20 protein-coding genes are annotated in these 18,438 nt (G+C 31.4%); 1 reads left to right on the top strand and 19 read right to left on the bottom strand.

The genetic code is table 11. From position 1 onward, the window contains the following. Nucleotides 1-81: 81 nt before the first annotated feature. The 18 genes from AC5SLY_RS01910 to AC5SLY_RS01825 form a co-directional block, all read right to left on the bottom strand. A complete protein-coding gene (locus AC5SLY_RS01910; RefSeq protein ID WP_006997132.1) occupies nucleotides 82-651 on the bottom strand; it encodes a DUF924 family protein in 570 nt (189 codons plus the stop codon). After that, the gene (locus AC5SLY_RS01905) at nucleotides 652-1,458 is read right to left on the bottom strand and encodes an inositol monophosphatase family protein (protein WP_006997133.1); all 807 of its coding nucleotides are present in this window, start codon (nucleotides 1,456-1,458) and stop codon (nucleotides 652-654) included. It lies immediately after the preceding gene. Then, nucleotides 1,458-2,039 carry an FMN-dependent NADH-azoreductase gene (locus AC5SLY_RS01900; RefSeq protein WP_006997134.1) on the bottom strand — a complete coding sequence of 194 codons (582 nt, stop codon included), beginning with the start codon at nucleotides 2,037-2,039 and terminating at the stop codon, nucleotides 1,458-1,460. Before AC5SLY_RS01900 ends, AC5SLY_RS01905 begins: the two co-directional genes overlap by 1 nt. Before the next feature lie 23 nt (nucleotides 2,040-2,062). After that, entirely contained in the window at nucleotides 2,063-2,770 is a 708-nt protein-coding gene (locus AC5SLY_RS01895) for a cytochrome c biogenesis CcdA family protein (RefSeq protein WP_006997135.1), read from the bottom strand. 6 nt (nucleotides 2,771-2,776) lie between these two features. Continuing rightward, on the bottom strand, nucleotides 2,777-3,619 hold the full coding sequence (locus AC5SLY_RS01890) for a fumarylacetoacetate hydrolase family protein (protein WP_271616976.1): 843 nt from the start codon (nucleotides 3,617-3,619) through the stop codon (nucleotides 2,777-2,779). Continuing rightward, nucleotides 3,616-4,485, bottom strand: a complete 870-nt coding sequence (locus tag AC5SLY_RS01885; protein WP_006997137.1) for an NAD(P)-dependent oxidoreductase — start codon at nucleotides 4,483-4,485, stop codon at nucleotides 3,616-3,618. The genes AC5SLY_RS01890 and AC5SLY_RS01885 overlap by 4 nt, the downstream gene beginning before the upstream one ends. Nucleotides 4,486-4,540: 55 nt before the next feature. Beyond that, entirely contained in the window at nucleotides 4,541-5,422 is an 882-nt protein-coding gene (locus tag AC5SLY_RS01880; protein ID WP_011281934.1) for an SMP-30/gluconolactonase/LRE family protein, read from the bottom strand. A gap of 1 nt (nucleotide 5,423) precedes the next feature. Next, nucleotides 5,424-6,266 carry a fumarylacetoacetate hydrolase family protein gene (locus AC5SLY_RS01875; RefSeq protein ID WP_494598996.1) on the bottom strand — a complete coding sequence of 281 codons (843 nt, stop codon included), beginning with the start codon at nucleotides 6,264-6,266 and terminating at the stop codon, nucleotides 5,424-5,426. A gap of 21 nt (nucleotides 6,267-6,287) precedes the next feature. Beyond that, complete coding sequence (locus AC5SLY_RS01870) at nucleotides 6,288-7,031, bottom strand: SDR family oxidoreductase (RefSeq protein WP_494598995.1); 744 nt, start codon at nucleotides 7,029-7,031, stop codon at nucleotides 6,288-6,290. Nucleotides 7,032-7,042: 11 nt separating this feature from the next. Continuing rightward, on the bottom strand, nucleotides 7,043-8,818 hold the full coding sequence (locus AC5SLY_RS01865; protein WP_027306636.1) for an IlvD/Edd family dehydratase: 1,776 nt from the start codon (nucleotides 8,816-8,818) through the stop codon (nucleotides 7,043-7,045). A gap of 14 nt (nucleotides 8,819-8,832) precedes the next feature. Next, nucleotides 8,833-9,594, bottom strand: a complete 762-nt coding sequence (locus AC5SLY_RS01860; RefSeq protein WP_006997142.1) for an SDR family NAD(P)-dependent oxidoreductase — start codon at nucleotides 9,592-9,594, stop codon at nucleotides 8,833-8,835. Further along, nucleotides 9,595-10,695 carry an ABC transporter ATP-binding protein gene (locus tag AC5SLY_RS01855; RefSeq protein ID WP_494598994.1) on the bottom strand — a complete coding sequence of 367 codons (1,101 nt, stop codon included), beginning with the start codon at nucleotides 10,693-10,695 and terminating at the stop codon, nucleotides 9,595-9,597. A 1-nt stretch (nucleotide 10,696) separates the two neighbouring features. Continuing rightward, nucleotides 10,697-11,599 (bottom strand): carbohydrate ABC transporter permease, encoded by a 903-nt coding sequence (locus AC5SLY_RS01850; RefSeq protein ID WP_006997144.1) that lies wholly within the window; start codon nucleotides 11,597-11,599, stop codon nucleotides 10,697-10,699. Continuing rightward, nucleotides 11,589-12,461, bottom strand: a complete 873-nt coding sequence (locus tag AC5SLY_RS01845) for a carbohydrate ABC transporter permease (protein ID WP_006997145.1) — start codon at nucleotides 12,459-12,461, stop codon at nucleotides 11,589-11,591. Before AC5SLY_RS01845 ends, AC5SLY_RS01850 begins: the two co-directional genes overlap by 11 nt. Before the next feature lie 63 nt (nucleotides 12,462-12,524). Further along, complete coding sequence (locus tag AC5SLY_RS01840) at nucleotides 12,525-13,784, bottom strand: ABC transporter substrate-binding protein (protein WP_006997146.1); 1,260 nt, start codon at nucleotides 13,782-13,784, stop codon at nucleotides 12,525-12,527. A 200-nt stretch (nucleotides 13,785-13,984) separates the two neighbouring features. Next, nucleotides 13,985-14,887: an ROK family protein gene (locus AC5SLY_RS01835; protein ID WP_011281931.1), complete on the bottom strand. Its 903-nt coding sequence runs from the start codon at nucleotides 14,885-14,887 to the stop codon at nucleotides 13,985-13,987. Between the two features lie 3 nt (nucleotides 14,888-14,890). Next, entirely contained in the window at nucleotides 14,891-15,637 is a 747-nt protein-coding gene (locus AC5SLY_RS01830) for an SDR family NAD(P)-dependent oxidoreductase (RefSeq protein ID WP_011281930.1), read from the bottom strand. A gap of 45 nt (nucleotides 15,638-15,682) precedes the next feature. Beyond that, nucleotides 15,683-17,125: an NAD-dependent succinate-semialdehyde dehydrogenase gene (locus AC5SLY_RS01825; protein ID WP_011281929.1), complete on the bottom strand. Its 1,443-nt coding sequence runs from the start codon at nucleotides 17,123-17,125 to the stop codon at nucleotides 15,683-15,685. Between the two features lie 57 nt (nucleotides 17,126-17,182). Between AC5SLY_RS01825 and AC5SLY_RS01820 the strand changes: the two genes are divergently transcribed. Then, complete coding sequence (locus AC5SLY_RS01820) at nucleotides 17,183-17,545, top strand: GYD domain-containing protein (RefSeq protein WP_236608312.1); 363 nt, start codon at nucleotides 17,183-17,185, stop codon at nucleotides 17,543-17,545. Between the two features lie 36 nt (nucleotides 17,546-17,581). On the opposite strand, the gene AC5SLY_RS01815 is transcribed toward AC5SLY_RS01820, so the two are convergent. Further along, nucleotides 17,582-18,415, bottom strand: coding sequence for a phytanoyl-CoA dioxygenase family protein (locus AC5SLY_RS01815; protein WP_494598993.1), 834 nt, complete (start codon nucleotides 18,413-18,415; stop codon nucleotides 17,582-17,584). Between the last annotated feature and the right edge of the window lie 23 nt (nucleotides 18,416-18,438).

Below are 18,438 nucleotides of genomic sequence, written 5' to 3'. Positions count from 1 at the left end.
TTCAATATTAAAATGACTATTTGTCACTAATAGAATGTAAATATTGAATATTTTATTTTATCTGTTCACTTAGTGAACAATTTACCAGGATGAGTTTGGTTGACCTAGGAACTCTATTTCCTCAGGAGTAGATTTTCTATCTAACACTATGTTTCGATGGGGATATCTATGAAATTTTTTAATTGCTAATGTGTGATATTTCCAAGATTTTTTTATAGAAACTAAATCTGGATGATCTTTTAAATATTTATCGAGTAAATAGTAGGCCATATCATGATCAGTTATCTCCTCACTATGAATGAGTGGTAGTAGCATAAATAATCGTTGATCCTGATCCATGTCATCTAAAAATCCAGCATAAACAGAATCATTAACTATTAATCTTGCTTTATGGTCTTGACTAAAAGCTTTTGAGTCGTCTCTAAACATGTTTCTTGAAAATTGATCAAACAAAATAACTAGTGCTAAGCTTCCCAATGGAGTGTCTTGCCAATCATCATATTCACTTGTACTTGCTAATTCAAAATCTTTTAAAAAAAATTTCTTAATAGAAGCATCAAGTTTTTCATCTCTTTTAAATCTTTTTTCAATTGGAGTTTCTTTAAACCAGAAATCAATTATTTCTTGAGCCTTGGTAGGTACTACAGACATTTATTTAGAAACTGGTTTTAAAAGTTTAAGCATTTTATTATGTATTAGCTGATTTGCAGATACTAAAATATTTCCTGCGTTAACTGCATCTCTATTATCCCAAGTAGTTACAACTCCACCTGCTGCTTTTATAATTGGCATTAGTGGATGAATATCCCAAATTTTATTTGTAGCCTGAAATACAACATCAATTTTTCCTTCACATAGATGAGAATAACTTAATGCATCTGCAGTTGGAAATTGCATTAATTTTAAAACTTTTGGGATCTTCATTTGTTGTTTAAGACTAACTGCTCCATGAAAAGCCCCAGAAACTTTTATGTTAGAAAAAAGTATATCTTTTGAAACTGAGATTTTTTTTCTCTTGTTATTCTCAAATACATAAGCTTTTTTATTATTAGTATTTAAATAGTATTTATTTAAAACAGGAAAATTTGCTAAACCTACAACAGGGTTTCCTTTATAATTAAGAGATATTAAATTACTCCATGTAGGGTTGCCTATTACATATGATCTTGTTCCATCAATTGGATCTATCACCCATGTAAAGTCACTAGTTGATTTTTTGTGGCCAAATTCTTCACCTATAACTTGATGACCTGGAAATTTTTGTTTAATTTTTAACCTAATAAATTTTTCAAATGCTTTGTCAGATGTGGTAACAGGATCATATCCTTTACCTTTAAGCTTATTAGATATCACAAAAGTTTTATTAAGTTTTGAATAATAAAATTTATTTAAATTCTTTGCTAAAGTATTTAAAAAGTTCGAATATAACTTGTACTCTTTCACACTTAATAAACTCATTATATTATGTTCTCAATTTGACTTTCTGCTTCTTTAATTGATTTTTCATAGTCTATAGCCAATTGATCTGCAGCAATAATATCTATTTTTTTTATACCAAAAAAATTTAAAACATGAGTTAGCCAAGGTGTTAAAAAATCATCCTTACTATTGATTTTTGTGCCACCAGAAGTGATTATGAGATAAACCTGTTTGTCTTCAAGCAAACCTACCCTGCTTCCGTCTTCATTATATTTAAATGTCTCTTTAACTCTTGCTGCTAAATCCGCCCAGGCTTTTAGTGTTGCTGGTGGCCCAAAATTATATATCGGTACAGAAATTATAATTGTGTCACTTTCTTTTAACTCCATGACTAGTTTATCTGACATTTCAAACATTTTCTTATGTTGCTCTGTTTGCTCACCATCAGGAATTTTCATTCCTGACTCAGTTAAATTAGAAATAAAGATCATTTCGTCATTAAGGTCTCGGTAAACAACTTGATCTTCTGGCTTTTTAATTTTGTCCAATAATTTTTTTGCTAAAGCTCTTGAGGTAGAACCTTCTTTTCTAGCACTGGTGTCAATTTGATATATTTTCATGAATTAATTATCTTTAGTAGTTTCTAACCGAAATTTTGTAAAAATGGTAAATAATTTAGAATATAATAGCCAAGAACTTGTAATTGGTTTGTTAAAATTAAAATTCCTGTAATTAAAAGTATTATACCCCCTCCTTTTGTAACCAAATTAATATTTCTTTTGAAATTTTTCGAAAATAGTAAAAACTTTTGCATCAAATAACCTGATAGAACAAAAGGTATCGCTAATCCAAGTGAGTAAAAACTTAACAGTAAAATTGCTTTATAAATAGTTTCTTCAGTAGAAGCTAAAGCAAGAATTGATCCTAAAATAGGGCCAATACACGGTGTCCATCCAAAGCCAAATGCCATTCCAATAATAAATACAAAGAAAATATTATTTGATTTTTTTGTATAAAATTTCTTTTCAACATTGAGAAATTTAATATTTAAAACACCAATTAATTGAAGAGAGAATATGATTATTATAACTCCAGCAATAGTTCTTAAAATTTGAGAATTTTGTAAAAGAATTTGTCCTAAGAAAGAAGCAGTTGCACCAAAGACAATGAATACAAAAGAAAAACCTAATGAAAAAACTATCAACGGCAATAAATCTATTTTCTTTTTTTCTAAAATTTCATTTAATGTACTGCCAGTAATAAATGAAACATAACCAGGAATTAGTGGTAAGACGCATGGGGATAAAAAGCTAATTAACCCTGCGCCAAATGCAATAAATAATTCTAACATTAAATATTATTCAGCTAACACTTTTAGGTTTTGTTTTCCAAGATTATCAATTGATAGCTCCATGTTATCACCATCTTTTAAAAAAACAGGAGGACTCATGCCAAGACCAACTCCAGGAGGAGTTCCTGTTGTAATTATATCACCAGGCATTAACGTTATAAAACTTGTAATATGAGCTACCAAGAAGTTAAAATTGAAAATCATCTGATTGGTGTTACCTGTTTGATGTCTGTGACCATTAACATCTAGCGTTAAATTTAAATTATTAACGTCTTGAATTTCATCTTTAGTTACTAAATAAGGCCCTAAAGGTCCAAATGTATCACCAGATTTACCCTTTACCCACTGACCTCCTTTTTCTTTTTGCCATTCACGTTCGCTGATATCGTTACAAATACAATAACCAAAAATATAATCTTGTGCATCTTTTTCTAAAACTCTTTTTGCTTTTTTTCCTATGACAAAAGCAATTTCAACTTCATGATCTAATTTTTTTGAAGTCTTAGGAATAATCACATTATCGTTTGGTCCAACTATAGAATGAACTGACTTATTAAATAGAACTGGGTTGTCAGGTGTTTTTGCTCCTGTTTCTTTTGCATGCTCAACATAATTTAAGCCAATTGCAAAAAAATTTCCTGGTTTAGAAATACAAGACCCTATTCTTTCATTTTGATTTACCTCTTCCAGGTTCTCTAAATTTATATCTTTAATTTTATCTAAAGTTTCAAAATTAATAGTTTCTGAATTTAAATCTTTAATAATCGATGATAGATTTCTATATTTTCCATTTCTATCTAGTGCTACAGGAATTTCTTGACCTGCCTTTCCAATTCTTAAAAATTTCATTTTTTATTTATTTTTTCTATTGCTTTATATAAAGAGCTATGATCTGTATTTCCCTGACCATCTGCTACTAAATCTTTATACATTTCTTTAACTAAACTAGAAATAGGCAAATGAGTTTCAGCTGCTTTTCCAGCATTAATAATGTTAGTCATATCTTTTAGTTGTGTTGTAGTTTTTCCTTTTGGGGTAAAATCTTTGTTGATCATTCTTTTTCCATGAGTTTGCAATATTTTACTATCAGCCCAACCCCCTGATAAAGCTTCAATCATTTTATTTGGGTTAGTGCCTGATTTCTCACATAATGTAACAGCTTCTGCTACAGCTCCAATGGTAACACCAACAATTATTTGATTTGCTAGTTTTGAAATTTGACCAGAGGAAACAGGTCCAACTAAAGTTGGGTTGCCTAATATTTTAAGAAGATCATAACATTGTTTAAATGTTTCTTCATCACCGCCTACCATAATAGCAAGAGAGGCTTCTTCTGCACCAATTGTTCCGCCAGATACAGGTGCATCTAAATAATTAATATTTTTTTCTTTTAAAATCTTAAAATATTTTTTTGTAATAACGGGGTTAACTGAGCTCATATCAATTACAGTCGCTCCCTCTTTAATATTAGATATAAACTCATCACTGCCCATTACCTTTTCTACTGCAGCATCATCTGTAAGCATCGTAATAATTACATCAGAATTTGTAACAACGTCTTTGATGGATGTGGATATTTCTGCTCCAAATTCTTTTAATCTATCTGCTTTATCTTGAGATCTATTATAAGCTCTTAAGTTAAAGCCTGATTTAAGAAGGTTTTTTGCCATTGGAAACCCCATAAGACCAATTCCAATAAAGCTAATATTCTGCATATGATTTATTATATCCTATAATATTTTTAAACTACACTTAATCACTTTGTAATTTTTATATTTTAAAGGATTTTGACTTAATCCCCTTAACATTTGTTTTAATTTTAAAAAAAGAGCCTGAAAGTTTATATTTCTTAATTTCATTTTTAGTCATACCCTTTAAGGCAGTTGATATATAAATTTCATTATTACTCAATCCACCAAACGTACAATTAGTAATATTTTTTGCTGGTAATTCAATTTTGTGAATTTTTTTACCTCTTGAATTATAAACAGAAATACATGCTCCACCATAATGACAAATCCAAACATTTTTTTTTGAATCAATTGTCATTCCATCGGGTGAGCCATCTATTTTTGAAAATTTTAAAAATTTTGTCTTTTTAATTATCTTGTGTTTTTTATTTATTCTAATTTTATAAATTGTTTTACTTCGACTATCAGTATGTAAGAAGTTTTCAGAGTTAATAAAAGCAGGACCATTTGTAATATAGTATTTTGTATCGACTTTATGAATATTAAGTTTTTTATCTAAGCAATATAAAGATCCATTTTTAATGTTTCTCTCAAGATTATCCATAGTACCAAACCACAATCTACCTTCAGGATCAATTTTTCCATCATTTATTCTATTTAGAGGTTTGTCTTCTTCAATTGGAATAGATCTAATAGTTTCTTTATTTTTTAGATTAACAATTCTAAGCTCTGATTGTAAACCAAGTATAAAGATATCTTTTTTAATGTGAGCTAGAAACCCAATTTCTTTATTAATCTTTATAATTCTTCTTTTATTAGTTTTAACATTTAAAGTAAAAATCTTTTTTTTCTTAATATCAACAAAGTAAATTGAATTATGTGATGGCACCCATAAGGTGCCTTCACCTAATATTGTTTTCGAATTCCATATAACTTTGGGCTTTGAAGTTATGATATTCAAATTATTCAGCTACAACTTTTGAGTTTTGTTCACCTAAATTATCAATTGATAATCTAATTGTGTCACCTGCTTTTAAAAATACCTGTGGTTTTTTTCCCATACCTACTCCTGGAGGTGTTCCAGTCGTAATGATATCACCCGCTTGTAACGTCATGTACTTACTTAAATATGAAACAATAAAGAACACATTAAAAATCATTTTATCTGTGTTTCCAGTTTGCATTCTTTGCCCATTAACATCTAAGCTTAAATTAAGACTGTTAATGTCGGAGATTTCATTCTTGGTAACTAAATAAGGTCCAATTGGTCCATAAGTATCATGTGATTTTCCTTTAACCCATTGTCCCATTTTTTTAAGTTGCCATTCTCTTTCACTCACATCGTTTACTAAACAATATCCAAGAATGTGATTTTCAGCCTCTTTTTCACTAATATTTTTAGTGTCTTTTCCGATAATTATTCCCAATTCTACTTCCCAATCAAGCTCTTTTGAATCTTTTGAAATTTCAATATCATCGTTAGGACCATTAATTGAGCTTGTCGCTTTCATGAATACAATAGGTTCTGATGGAGCATCCATACCAGATTCTGTTGCATGGTCAGAATAATTTAAACCAATTGCTACAAACTTTCCTGGCTTATTAATACAAGCTCCTATTCTCTCAGAATTTGAAATTTCAGTTAAACTTTCTAAATCTATACTTTCTAATTTTTTAATAGTTTCAAAATTTACAGTATCTGAATTTAAATCAGTAATATGAGAACTTAAATCTCTAAATTTTCCATTTTTATCTAATGCTGCTGGTTTTTCTTTTCCTTTAACACCTACTCTTAATAGTTTCATAATTTACCTTTTCTTAATTTATTAAATTGAAATTCCACCATCAACAGAAATTGTTGTTCCTGTAGTAAATGTTGCATCGTCTCCAGCTAAATAAACTGCTACAGCAGCTATTTCTTCTGCTGTTCCTAGTCTTCCCATTGGTTGTCTTGCTATAAAATCTTTCTTTGCTTGTACCGGGTCCGGGCTTTGATTAACTCTATCTTGCCAAGAAGGTGAAAATACTGTTCCTGGTGCAATAGAATTGCATCTAATATTTTGTTTTACAAAATCTGCAGCTATTGATTTAGTTAAGCCAATTACTGCTCCTTTTGTAGTTCCGTAAACAAATCTATTTGGAAAACCTTTAAGGCTAGAGGCGCATGACGAAACGTTAATTATACTTCCACCATTTTGCTTAACCATTAAAGGTAAAATTGCTTTACACATTTGATACATAGATTTGACATTTACATCAAAAGAAAAATCCCAATCTTTTTCTTCACATTCTAGAATAGTTCCATGATGAACAAAACCTACTGCGTTGAATAAAACATCAACTTTATCAACACTTTTCATAAATTCTGAAATAGCATTATTGTCTGTTGAATCTAAAGTTTGAACTTTAATTTTAGGATATTCTTTATTTAATTCAGCTAAAGTTTTATTATTTAAATCTGTTGCAGTTACATTTGCTCCTTCATTATGAAGTGCTATAGCCGTTGCTTTACCAATTCCCTGGCCTGCAGCTGTTACAATAATATTTTTATCTTCTAGTCGATTGCTCATGTTTTTCCTTTTTAATGTGAATGCCTGGGCATCCCTTTTGTGTTTGTTATATCTAAATATAAAGATTCAGTTTCTAGGCAAGCACCCGTTTCTAATTGACCTACCATTTTTCTGGAAATTTCCTGCCATGGTGTTTGGTTTGTTAATACTGGGATCTTGGTATTTTTTTTTCTATCTGAGATCTCAGTCTCTGATACTAATAAGTCAATTCTTCTATTGTTAAGATCAATCTTAATTTTATCTCCTGTTTGAACTATCAATAAATCCCCACCAATAGCCGATTCTGGTGAAACATTCAAAATAGATGGACTTTCTGAAGTGCCACTTTGTCTGCCATCTCCTAATGTTGGAAGAGTGTTAATCCCTTTTTTCAATAATCTATCTGGTGGCTGCATATTTACAACTTCAGCGGAACCTGGATAACCTACGGGTCCACAGCCTCTAATCATCAAAATTGATTTTTCATCTATATTTAACTTTTCGTCGTTTATTCTTGAATGGTAATCCTCTGGTCCTTCAAATACTACGGCATTAGCTTCAAATACATTTTTATTTTTTGGATCTGATAAATATCTTTTTCTAAACTCATCACTAATAACTGATGTTTTCATAACAGCAGAACTAAAAAAATTACTTCTCATAACGATATAACCTGCATTTTCTACTAGTGGATTTTCAAATGATTTAATAACATCACTATCTACATCTATTTTAATCTTTAAATTTTCTTCTACAGTTTTCCCTGATACTGTAAGTACGTTTTTGTGTAATTTATTATTTTTTAATAATTCTTGCATAATTGCAGGAACCCCTCCTGCTCTATAAAATCTTTCCATCAAATGTTCGCCAGCTGGCTGACAATTTACAAGTAATGGGATATCGTGACCTATTGTTTGCCAATTTTCTATATCTAATTCTAAACCCATATGTCTTGCTATTGCTGTGAGATGTGGTGGACAATTACTTGAAGCTCCTATTGCACTTGCAACTAATATTGCATTTTCGAATGCTTCTTTAGTCATGATTTTTGAAGGTGTTAAATCTTCATGAACCATATCAACAATTCTTTTTCCTGTTTCAAATGAAATTTGTGATCTTTCCCTGTATGGAGCAGGTATAACCGCACAGCCTGTTAAAGACATTCCTAATGCTTCTGCAATAGAGTTCATAGATGAAGCTGTTCCCATTGTATTACAATGACCTATGCTTGGTGCTGATGCAGCAACCATGTCCATAAATTCATCATATGTAATTTCTCCTTTTGCGTGCAGTTTTCTCGCTTCCCAAACTACAGTTCCAGAACCTACTTTTTTTCCTTTATAACTTCCATCAAGCATCGGACCACCTGATAAAACTATTGCTGGTATATTTACAGTTGCCGCAGCCATTAATGCTGCTGGCGTAGTTTTATCACAACCAGTTGTTAAAATTACTCCATCTATAGGATAGCCAAATAAAACTTCTACTAAAGACAAGTAAGATAAGTTTCTATCCAAACCAGCTGTAGGCCTTTTACCTGTTTCTTGAATAGGATGAGTTGGGAATTCAATGGGTATTCCTCCCGCCTGTCTAATCCCATCCTTAATTCTACTACTTAATTCTTGAAAATGTCTATTACATGGTGATAGATCACTACCAGATTGAGCAATTCCGATTATAGGCTTTCCAGATTGCAATTCTTGTCTTGTCATTCCATAATTTAGATATCTTTCTAAATATAGAGCAGTAAGAGCTGGATCATTTGGATTATCAAACCACTGTTTGCTTCTTAATTCTTTTTTTTTCATTTTTGTGAATTTTATTATAACCAACCTTTATCGACTACATAATCTTGATTAGTACATCCAGATGAAGCATCAGAACCAAAAAATAGAACTGTTTTAGCTATATCTGAGGGCATTAACTTATGTTTTAAACACTGTTTTTTTAACATATCTGCCTCAGACTCAGGTGTTAACCATTTCTCAACTTGTCTCTCTGTCATCACCCAACCAGGAACTACTGAATTTACTCTTATATCAAACTCACCAAGGTCTCTTGCAAAAGATCTCGTTAAACCCACAACGCCAGATTTAGCAGCAGTATAAGCAGCCATTCCACCTTGTCCAATCATCCATGAAACAGACCCAATATTTATAATGGAGCCACTTTTATTTGCTATCATTGCTTTTTTAACTGACTGAACTGTAAAAAAATAATGTCTTAAATTAATATTCATTCTTTCGTTCCAAAATTCCTCAGTTACTTCATCGATAGAATGTCTCTCATCATTTGCTGCATTATTTACCAAAACATCGATTGCTCCATTATTATCAATAATTTTTGATATAGTATTTTGTAAATCTTTTATATTTAATAGGTCACACTTTATAAAAGTAGGAACAGAAAAATTTTTATTTTTACATTCTAAAACTAATTTATTTGATGCTTTCTCATTTATATCTATAAAATATACTTCTGAACCTTGTTCACAGAAATGCTCTACGATAGAGGCACCAATACCAGAACCGCCTCCAGTTACAAAAACTCTTTTATTTTTTAAATCTTCATAAATAGCTGTCATTTAAATCCTCTTTTTTGAATCTTTATCAAATAAAGAAATTTGAGATGTATCAATATTTAATTTTAATTCTTTATTTATTTCTATATCAAATGTAGATGCAAACTTACCAAGAACTTGTTGTCCAAGATAATCAAACGTTACTATTTGCTCATGACCTGTGTATTCTAAAAGCTCCGACTTTAAATCAATTTCAAAACAATCAGGATTAATTTTATCAAAGTAAATGTGTTCTGGTCTAATTCCTAAATAAGTAGTTAGTTCAGTGTTTTCAAATTTATTTTTAAAAGAGTAGTTCCCAACTGGTATTTTAATACTATCATTTGAACCATTGGGCATAAAAATAATATTATTATCATGTTTCTTTAATTTACCTTCAATCAAATTCATTGATGGAGATCCAATAAAATCTGCAACAAAGACACTTTCAGGTTTATTGTAAATATTTTTAGGTGTATCACATTGTTGAATTAATCCATGATCCATAATTGCAATATTTGTACCTAAGCTCATAGCTTCCGTTTGATCATGTGTAACATAAACTATTGTAGTTCCAAGTTTTTGATGTAGTTTTTTTATTTCTCTTCTCATTTCAACTCTTAATTTTGCATCAAGATTTGATAACGGTTCATCAAATAGAAAAATTTTGGGGTCTCTTACTAACGCTCTACCCATTGCAACCCGTTGACGTTGACCACCAGATAATTGAGATGGTTTTCTGTCTAACAGTTGTGTTATTTGTAATAAATTAGAAACATCATTTAATGCTTTTTCTATTTTTTCTTTTGGAGTTTTTCTTTGTTCCAGTCCAAAGGTAACGTTTTTTCTAACAGTCATTGCTGGATAAAGAGCATAAGACTGGAACACTAAAGCAATATCTCTATCACTTGGCTCCATATTATTTACATTATGATCGTCTATCAAAATATCCCCGCTATTGGATGTTTCTAGACCTGCAATTGTATTTAACAATGTAGATTTTCCACACCCAGATGGTCCTAAAAGTACAAGAAATTCACTGTGTTTAATATCTAGATTAATTCCTTTTAAAACTTCAGTTTTTCCAAAGTTTTTATTGATGTCATTAATTTTTAAAGTTGCCATATTATCCTTTCACTGATCCTGCTGTTAGTCCTTTAATAAAATAATTTCCAGCAAGAATATAAACTATTAATGTTGGAACACCTGTAATAATTGCTGCTGCCATATCTACGTTATATCTTTTGACAGCTGTACTTGTTAATACCAAATTATTAAGGGCTACTTGAATTGGTGCTGCTTCCCCAAATGAAAAAGTAGCTCCAAATAAAAAATCATTCCATACTTGTGTGAATTGCCAAATGACAGTTACAACTAGTATAGGAATAGAAATTGGTAGGATAATTTTAAAAAATATTTTAAAGAATCCTGCTCCATCAATTCTTGCAGCTCTTACCATTTCATCTGAAATAGATACATAATAATTTCTGCAGAATAATGTTGTAAAACAAACTCCATATACTACATGAACTAATATTAGCCCACTTATTGAATTTGACATTCCTAGGACACCTAGAGTTCTAGCCATTGGTAATAATATTGCTTGATAGGGTATAAAAGTTCCAAATAAAAATAATAGAAATATATATGAATCTCCTTTAAATCTCCATTTTGTTAAAGCGTAACCGTTAATAGCTCCAAGTAAAGTTGATATTATAACTGCTGGGACTACTAACTTAATAGAATTCCAAAAATAAGGTTTAAGGACAACATCACCTCCTGTAAATCCAGCTCCATCCCAGGCCTGTTTCCAAGCATCAAACTTAATAGATTCTGGTAAAGAAAATAAATTACCCTGTCTAATTTCTGGCATAGTTTTAAATGATGTTACAATCATTACATATAGTGGAGTTAAATAATAAAATACAAAAATTCCTAATATAAAATATAAAATCCATCTATAGATAATATTTTTTCTTTTAGAATTTGCTTCTAATCTATTAAGATTTAATTTTTCTTTATCTTGCATTTTCCCTCTTTAATTCTGAATACAAATACGGCACAACAATTGCAGATACTGTTAAAAACATCATTATCGCACTTGCAGATGCTAGTCCCACTTCACTTCTATGAAAAGCCATAGCAGTCATAAACACTGCGGGCATATCTGATGAAATTCCTGGCCCACCTGAGGTTAGTGCTATAATTAAATCATAACTCTTGATTGATAAATGAACCAAAATTACTATTGCACTCATAAAAACTGGTCTCATCATTGGAAGAATAATTTTACTATAAATTGAAAAAATTCCTGCACCATCTATTTTTGCAGCTTTAATAATTTCATCATCAACCGATCTCAGGCCTGCTAAAAAAATTGCCATAATAAATCCGGAAGATTGCCATACACCGGCTATTACTATCGTGTAGATTGACATTTCTGGTGTTACTAACCAATCAAATTTAAAGGTTTCAAAACCCATATCATTAACAAACTTTTCAATGCCTAGTGTTGGATTTAGAACCCATTTCCAAGCTGTTCCTGTCACTATGAACGATAAAGCCATAGGGTATAAATAAATTGTTCTTAAAAAACCTTCTGCTCTAATCTTTTGGTCCAGTAATATTGAAAGAAGAATTCCAATAGCAATACATAAGATTATAAATAACACTGTAAATATTAGTAAATTTTCAACTGCTACATGCCATCTTGGCATATTCCATAATCTAATATACTGATCTATCCCCCAAATTTCGTACCTTGGTAGCATCTTAGATTTTGTAAAAGAAATATAAATCGTCCAAAAAATAAAACCATACACAAACCAAGATAAAATTCCAAGTGATGGTACTAGAACTAATTTAGGTAAATTTTTTTTTAACCAAAACATATTTTTAATTAGATCTGCGCTATCATTTTTATGAAAGCGCAGATTTTAACGTACTTTTTTTTATTATAGCGAAGCCTTAACTGCTGCAGCTAGTTTTTTAGCAGCATCAGATGAAGACATATTTGAATTGAAATGCTCAGTAACTACATCTTGAATAGCACCTTTTTGTGCAAGTCTTAATGCCATACCGTGAGCAAAACTTGGTAGTAATCCACCCTTAGAACCAGCAGTTTTTAAGTCTGCGTTTGATTTTTTAGCACACATATCAAACTCATCCATAGAAACATCTAATCTTGCAGGTATCGAACCTTTATAGATGTTGAAAACTTTTTGGAAGTTTTTTCCCATCATTAAGCTAGCAAGTAGTTTTTGACCTTCAACTTTATCTTTACCTTTAACTTTGTAGAAAATAAATGAGTCTACATTGTAAAGATATCCATTGTTAGATGGAGTTGGCGCACAGATATAATCTTTTCCTGGTGCCATGTTGTTAGCAGCAAATTCACCTTTTGCCCAATCACCCATGATTTGAAAAGCAGCTTTGCCTTCCATTACCATACCAGTAGCAACGTTCCAGTCTCTACCTGGAGAACCAGCATCAGTGTAACCTTTAAGTTTTCTCATTTGATCAAACACTTTAGTCATAGTTGATCCACCTAACGTAGCAGCATCTAAATCTACAAAAGCTTTTCTGTAGAAATCATTACCACCGACACCAAGAGCTACAGCTTCAAATACTGTTGCATCTTGCCAAGGTTGACTACCATGAGCTAAAGGAATAATTCCATTTGCTTGTAGTTTATCCGCAGCAGCATTAAACTCTGCCCAAGTAGAAGGCATTTTAATACCATTAGAATCTAGAACTTTTTTATTAGCCCAGATCCAGTCAATTCTGTGAATGTTTACAGGTGCAGCACAATACGCTTTACCATCATCACATTTCATATGACTAGCAACTTGCTTACTTAAAAGATTGTCCCAACCCTCTTTTTTTGCAACAGCATCAATATTGTAAGGTGCAACTACACCCTCTTCATCGTACTCTTGAATTGTAGGACCTTTAATTTGAGCTGCTGCTGGTGCATCGTTAGCAACTATTCTAGCTTTTAGTGTTTGCATTGCTGCATCTCCACCACCACCAGAAACAGGCATGTCTAACCAAACTCCATTTTGTGCAGCAAACTCATCTTGTAATACTTTTAAAGCTTTTGCTTCACCACCACCTGTCCACCAGTGCAATACCTCAGCCTTAGGTGCTGCAAATGAAACACTTGGAGTAAGAGCTAGAGCTATTAAAGCAACTATCAGTTTCTTCATTTTCATTTTATTTTCCTCTTTTTAGTTAATATAATTAATCGATTAATTAATTTAAAAAATTAACTTATTAAAAAAACAAAAAAACCTAAACAAAAAACTTTTTCTACAACCTAAGATTGATTTAATTATTTTTAAATTAAACTATGTTTTATTTGAATAAAAAATTTTATAAAAAAAATTTTTTCACTTTTTAATAGATATAAAATTTAATAGCTTGATTTTCTACCTAATCTTGCCGCACCCCTAACTCCACTGGCATCTCCATATTTGGGTTTTAAGAAAACACCTTCATATTCTTTGCCTATAACATATTTTTTAGTTAAGTTTTCTATCTCATCAAAAAAATCTATTTCATTTGTAACACCACCACCAAATATAAAAACATCTGGGTCAAGAATATTAACTATAGTAGCTAAAGACATTGCAAGATTAGTCTTAAATTCCTCTATCATTTTTTCTGCATCTAATTCATGTCTTCTATAGAGTTCAAATATTTCATTAGCTTTCAAATTTTTTTTATACTTTTTATTAAATCTTTTAGCCAACCCTAATCCTGATACAAAACTTTCAACCTCTGCATCTCTTAGATTTAATGTCTTAAGCTCCTCTTTTTGGGCAGCCATAAATGGTAGCTGATTGTGACCCCATTCCCCAGCAACACCATTAGGTCCTGAAACAATCTGTTTATCTATAACCAATCCACCTCCCGCACCAGATCCAAGAATAATTCCATATACAATTTTATAATGTTTGCCAGCACCATCTATTGCTTCAGATAATGCAAAACAATTTCCATCATTTTCACAAAAAACTTCTCTATTTAGAGCTTCACGAAGACTTTTTTGAAAAGGTTGTTTTTCAATCCAAACACAGTTAGGCGCATTTTTAACTAGTCCTGTTTGTGGAGAATGAACGCCTGGATGACATACACCAACTGGTAATGTTTTATTATGTTTTTTTTCTAGCTCAACTACAACATCTTTTATGGTTTGAACTATTGAAAGGTAATCTTTTGGACAGTCTCTTCTACTTCTGTCAACTTCTTCACCGTTATCTTTTAAAATGACACTTTCTATTTTTGTGGCACCAACGTCAAATCCAATTTGCATAACTTAATAAGTTGCTCTTCCACCACTTAAATCAAAAACTGCAGCAGTTGAAAAAGAATTCTCTTCTGCAGCTAACCAAGTAACTAATGACGCTAACTCATCAACTTTAGCAAATCTATTTCTTGGAATTTTAGAGAGCATATAATTTATATGTTCCTCAGTCATTTGATCGAAAATTCTAGTCTTAGCTGCTGCTGGCGTTACAGCATTAACGGCAATATTTTTATCAGCTAATTCTTTACCTAACGATTTTGTAAGTCCTATAACACCCGCTTTTGCGGTGCTATATGCACTAGCATTCGGATTACCCTCTTTTCCTGCAATAGATGCAATATTTACTATTCTTCCATAATTATTCTTAATCATGTGAGGTGCTATTGCTTTACAGCAATAAAAGACTGAATTTAAATCTAAGTTCATTACTTTTAACCATTCATCATTTGGATAATTCCAAACTTGTGTATTTTTACCGGCCATACCCGCATTATTTACAAAAATATCTACATTTTTTTCTTTAGTACTTAGTTCAATATTTTTTGTTATGTCACCGAAGTTAGTGACATCAACTATTTGATGGCTACATTTTTCAGATGAAAGCTCTTTTAATGCTTCATCAACAGCTTTTTGATCAATATCCCAAATTATAACTTCAGCACCAGATTCTAAAAATCTTTTTGTAATTGCAAAACCAAAACCTTGTGCGCCACCTGTTACTATTGCTCTTCTACCCTTTAAATTATAATTATTCATAAATAAAACTTTTAATTTAGGATTTATTTAATTCAACCTTATTTACTAGCCCTTAATACCCATATGAGTATATTTAACATTTAGATAATCTTTAATTGCGTTAGAGCCACCTTCTCTACCATAGCCAGTTTGTTTTATTCCACCAAATGGAGCTTCTGCAACTGCTACAACACCAGTATTCACACAAGCAATGCCTGCTTCCATTAATTCAGAGGCTCTATAAGCTTTATCCATTGAATTAGTACAAATATAACTACAAAGACCTAAATCATTATCATTTGCTCTTTCAATAACTTCATCAAAAGATTTAAATGACAGCATTGGAACTAATGGCCCAAATGGTTCTTGTTTCATGATCGTAAAGTCATCTTTAACATCATCAAAAACAGTTGGCTCATAATAAAAACCTTTATTAAATCCTGCAGGCCTCTTACCTCCCAATAAAACTTTAGCTCCTTCTTGTTTCGTTTTTTCAACTAGCTCTTCAACTTCATTTAGTCTTTTTTGCGTTGTTAACGGTCCTAGTTGTGTATCTGGATCCATACCATTACCAATCTTAAGTTTTTTAGTTTTTTCAATAAATAAACCAACGAACTCATCTTTTTTACTTTCCTGAATGTAAAATCTATTAGGTGAAATACAAACTTGACCATTATTTCTAAATTTAGCAGCAATAGCTATGTCCGTTGCTTTATTTAAATCAGCATCATCAAATACAATGAAAGGAGAATGACCACTTAACTCCATTGTTACTCTTTGTAATTTATCTGCAGCTTGTTTTAAAATTATTTTACCAACTCTAGTTGAGCCTGTAACTGAGATTTTTTTAATAATATCAGATGAAATTAATTGTGACGCAATTGCAGGTGGATCACCTGACAAAAGATTAACTACACCAGCGGGTATTCCGCATTCCCTACAAATATCGACTAATTCCATAACCACACCTGGTGTAATTGTGTCTGGCTTGATAATTACTGAACAGCCCGCAGCTAATGCTGTAGAAATTTTTCTAGCAGCTAATACAAGTGGAAAATTCCAAGGTGACAAAGCAGCCACTACTCCAATCGGTTGATAATAAACATGCACTCTCGTGTCTTCAAATCTACTTTCTACAATTTGTCCATAAATTCTTTTTGTCTCTTCAGCATTCCATTCAAAAATATCTGCAGCACCATTCGTTTCACCAACACCTTCTGCTAAAGGTTTTCCATTTTCTAAAGTCATCCATTTAGCAAGTACATCTTTTTTTTCTCTTACCATGTCAGCAATTTTTCTAAGCGTATAAGCTCTTTGCCATGGTGGAGTTTTTCTCCAAATAGCTAATCCCTTTTCTGCAGATTTTAATGCTCTATCCACATCAACAGGTGTTGCTTTTGAAGCGTGGCCTAAAACTTCTTCTGTTGCAGGATTGATAACTTTATAAGTTTCCTTGTTAGAAGAGGGCGACCAATTGCCATCGATAAATTGTCCAAATTTTTCGTACATAATTTGCTAAACCTTGAGTTGATTTTTAAAAAATAAATTTTTAAATTTTTAACAAATATGATTAGATCTTACAAATTAATAAAGGAGAAAGTTATGAAAAAATATATTGTAATGGGTAATTATACAGCAAAGGCCTTCCAAGGTTTTATGAAGGACCCTAAGCAAGATAGATCAACTGCGGTAAAAGCATTAACTGAAGCAGTAGGAGGGAAATTTGAATCTTTTTATATTACGAGAGGTCCTTATGATTTTGTTGCTGTCACTTCAGGAGATATGCCTTATGAAAATTTTGCTGGTATAAAATTAGCTGTGGAAGCAAGCGGAACAGTAGAGAATATGGTTATTCTTGAAGAGATGAATATGAATAAAGCTGCCGAGATTGCCGCTAAAGCTATGGCTGGCTACAAACCTGCTGGTTAATTATTTATGTTAACTTCCAGTGTAAAAAGCTTGAAGTTAGCTAGTTTCAAATAAAGTTGGAAACATTTTTCCAGATAAATCTTCACCATTTTTATAACCATTATCTTCCATAATAACTCTTTCTTCTCTGGCCCAATCTCCTCTATAAATAATTCTAGAATTTTCTTTTGCCATTCTTAGTGTGTATCTATGAATATCTTTTTTGGGTGTGACAGTATTTAATCCTCCATGTAGTGTTCTAATATCAAAATAAATACAGTCACCAACTTCCAGATCCCATTGTAGAAATTCATAATTATCTTTATTTTCTAATATGTTAGGAGTTAATTCATATTTTTTTCCATTAACAATCCCTGGTTCACCATCAACTTCATGGCCGTCATTAAACCGCGTTCTTAGGAATAATTTATCCCATAAATGTGAACCTTTAACCCATGCTATACCATCCTCTTTTTTTATTGGTTCAAGTGGTAACCACAATACACACATAGATCCTTCAAAATCGAAATATGATATATCATGATGAAAAGGTGGTGATGACTTCGACCCAGCTTCCCTGAAAAACCAATTATCCATCACTAAGTTAATCTTTTGTGCTTCTAAAAGTTCTGCTGCAATTTTTGGAGTTGGTGAATTAAATATAAAATCTTTGAATTCTTCATGTAAATTCCAGGTCCAAAAATCCTCATAATATCCTGGTAATTTTTGATCTTTTGTATGATTTACAAATCTTGGACTAGGACTTTCTTTACCTTTTTTGATTCCTTTTTTTAACTTTTCAATCCATGCGTTATCAAATTTACCTTTGATTAAGACAGCTCCGTCTTTTTTAAATAGATCCAGTTCCGATTTGGTAATAATTTTGCTCATATATTATTATTATAATATAATAT

Source organism: Candidatus Pelagibacter sp. PS_23 (genome assembly GCF_059417905.1).
Note: the sequence above shows the minus strand (reverse complement) of the source record. Positions and strands in the feature narration are given on the sequence as shown.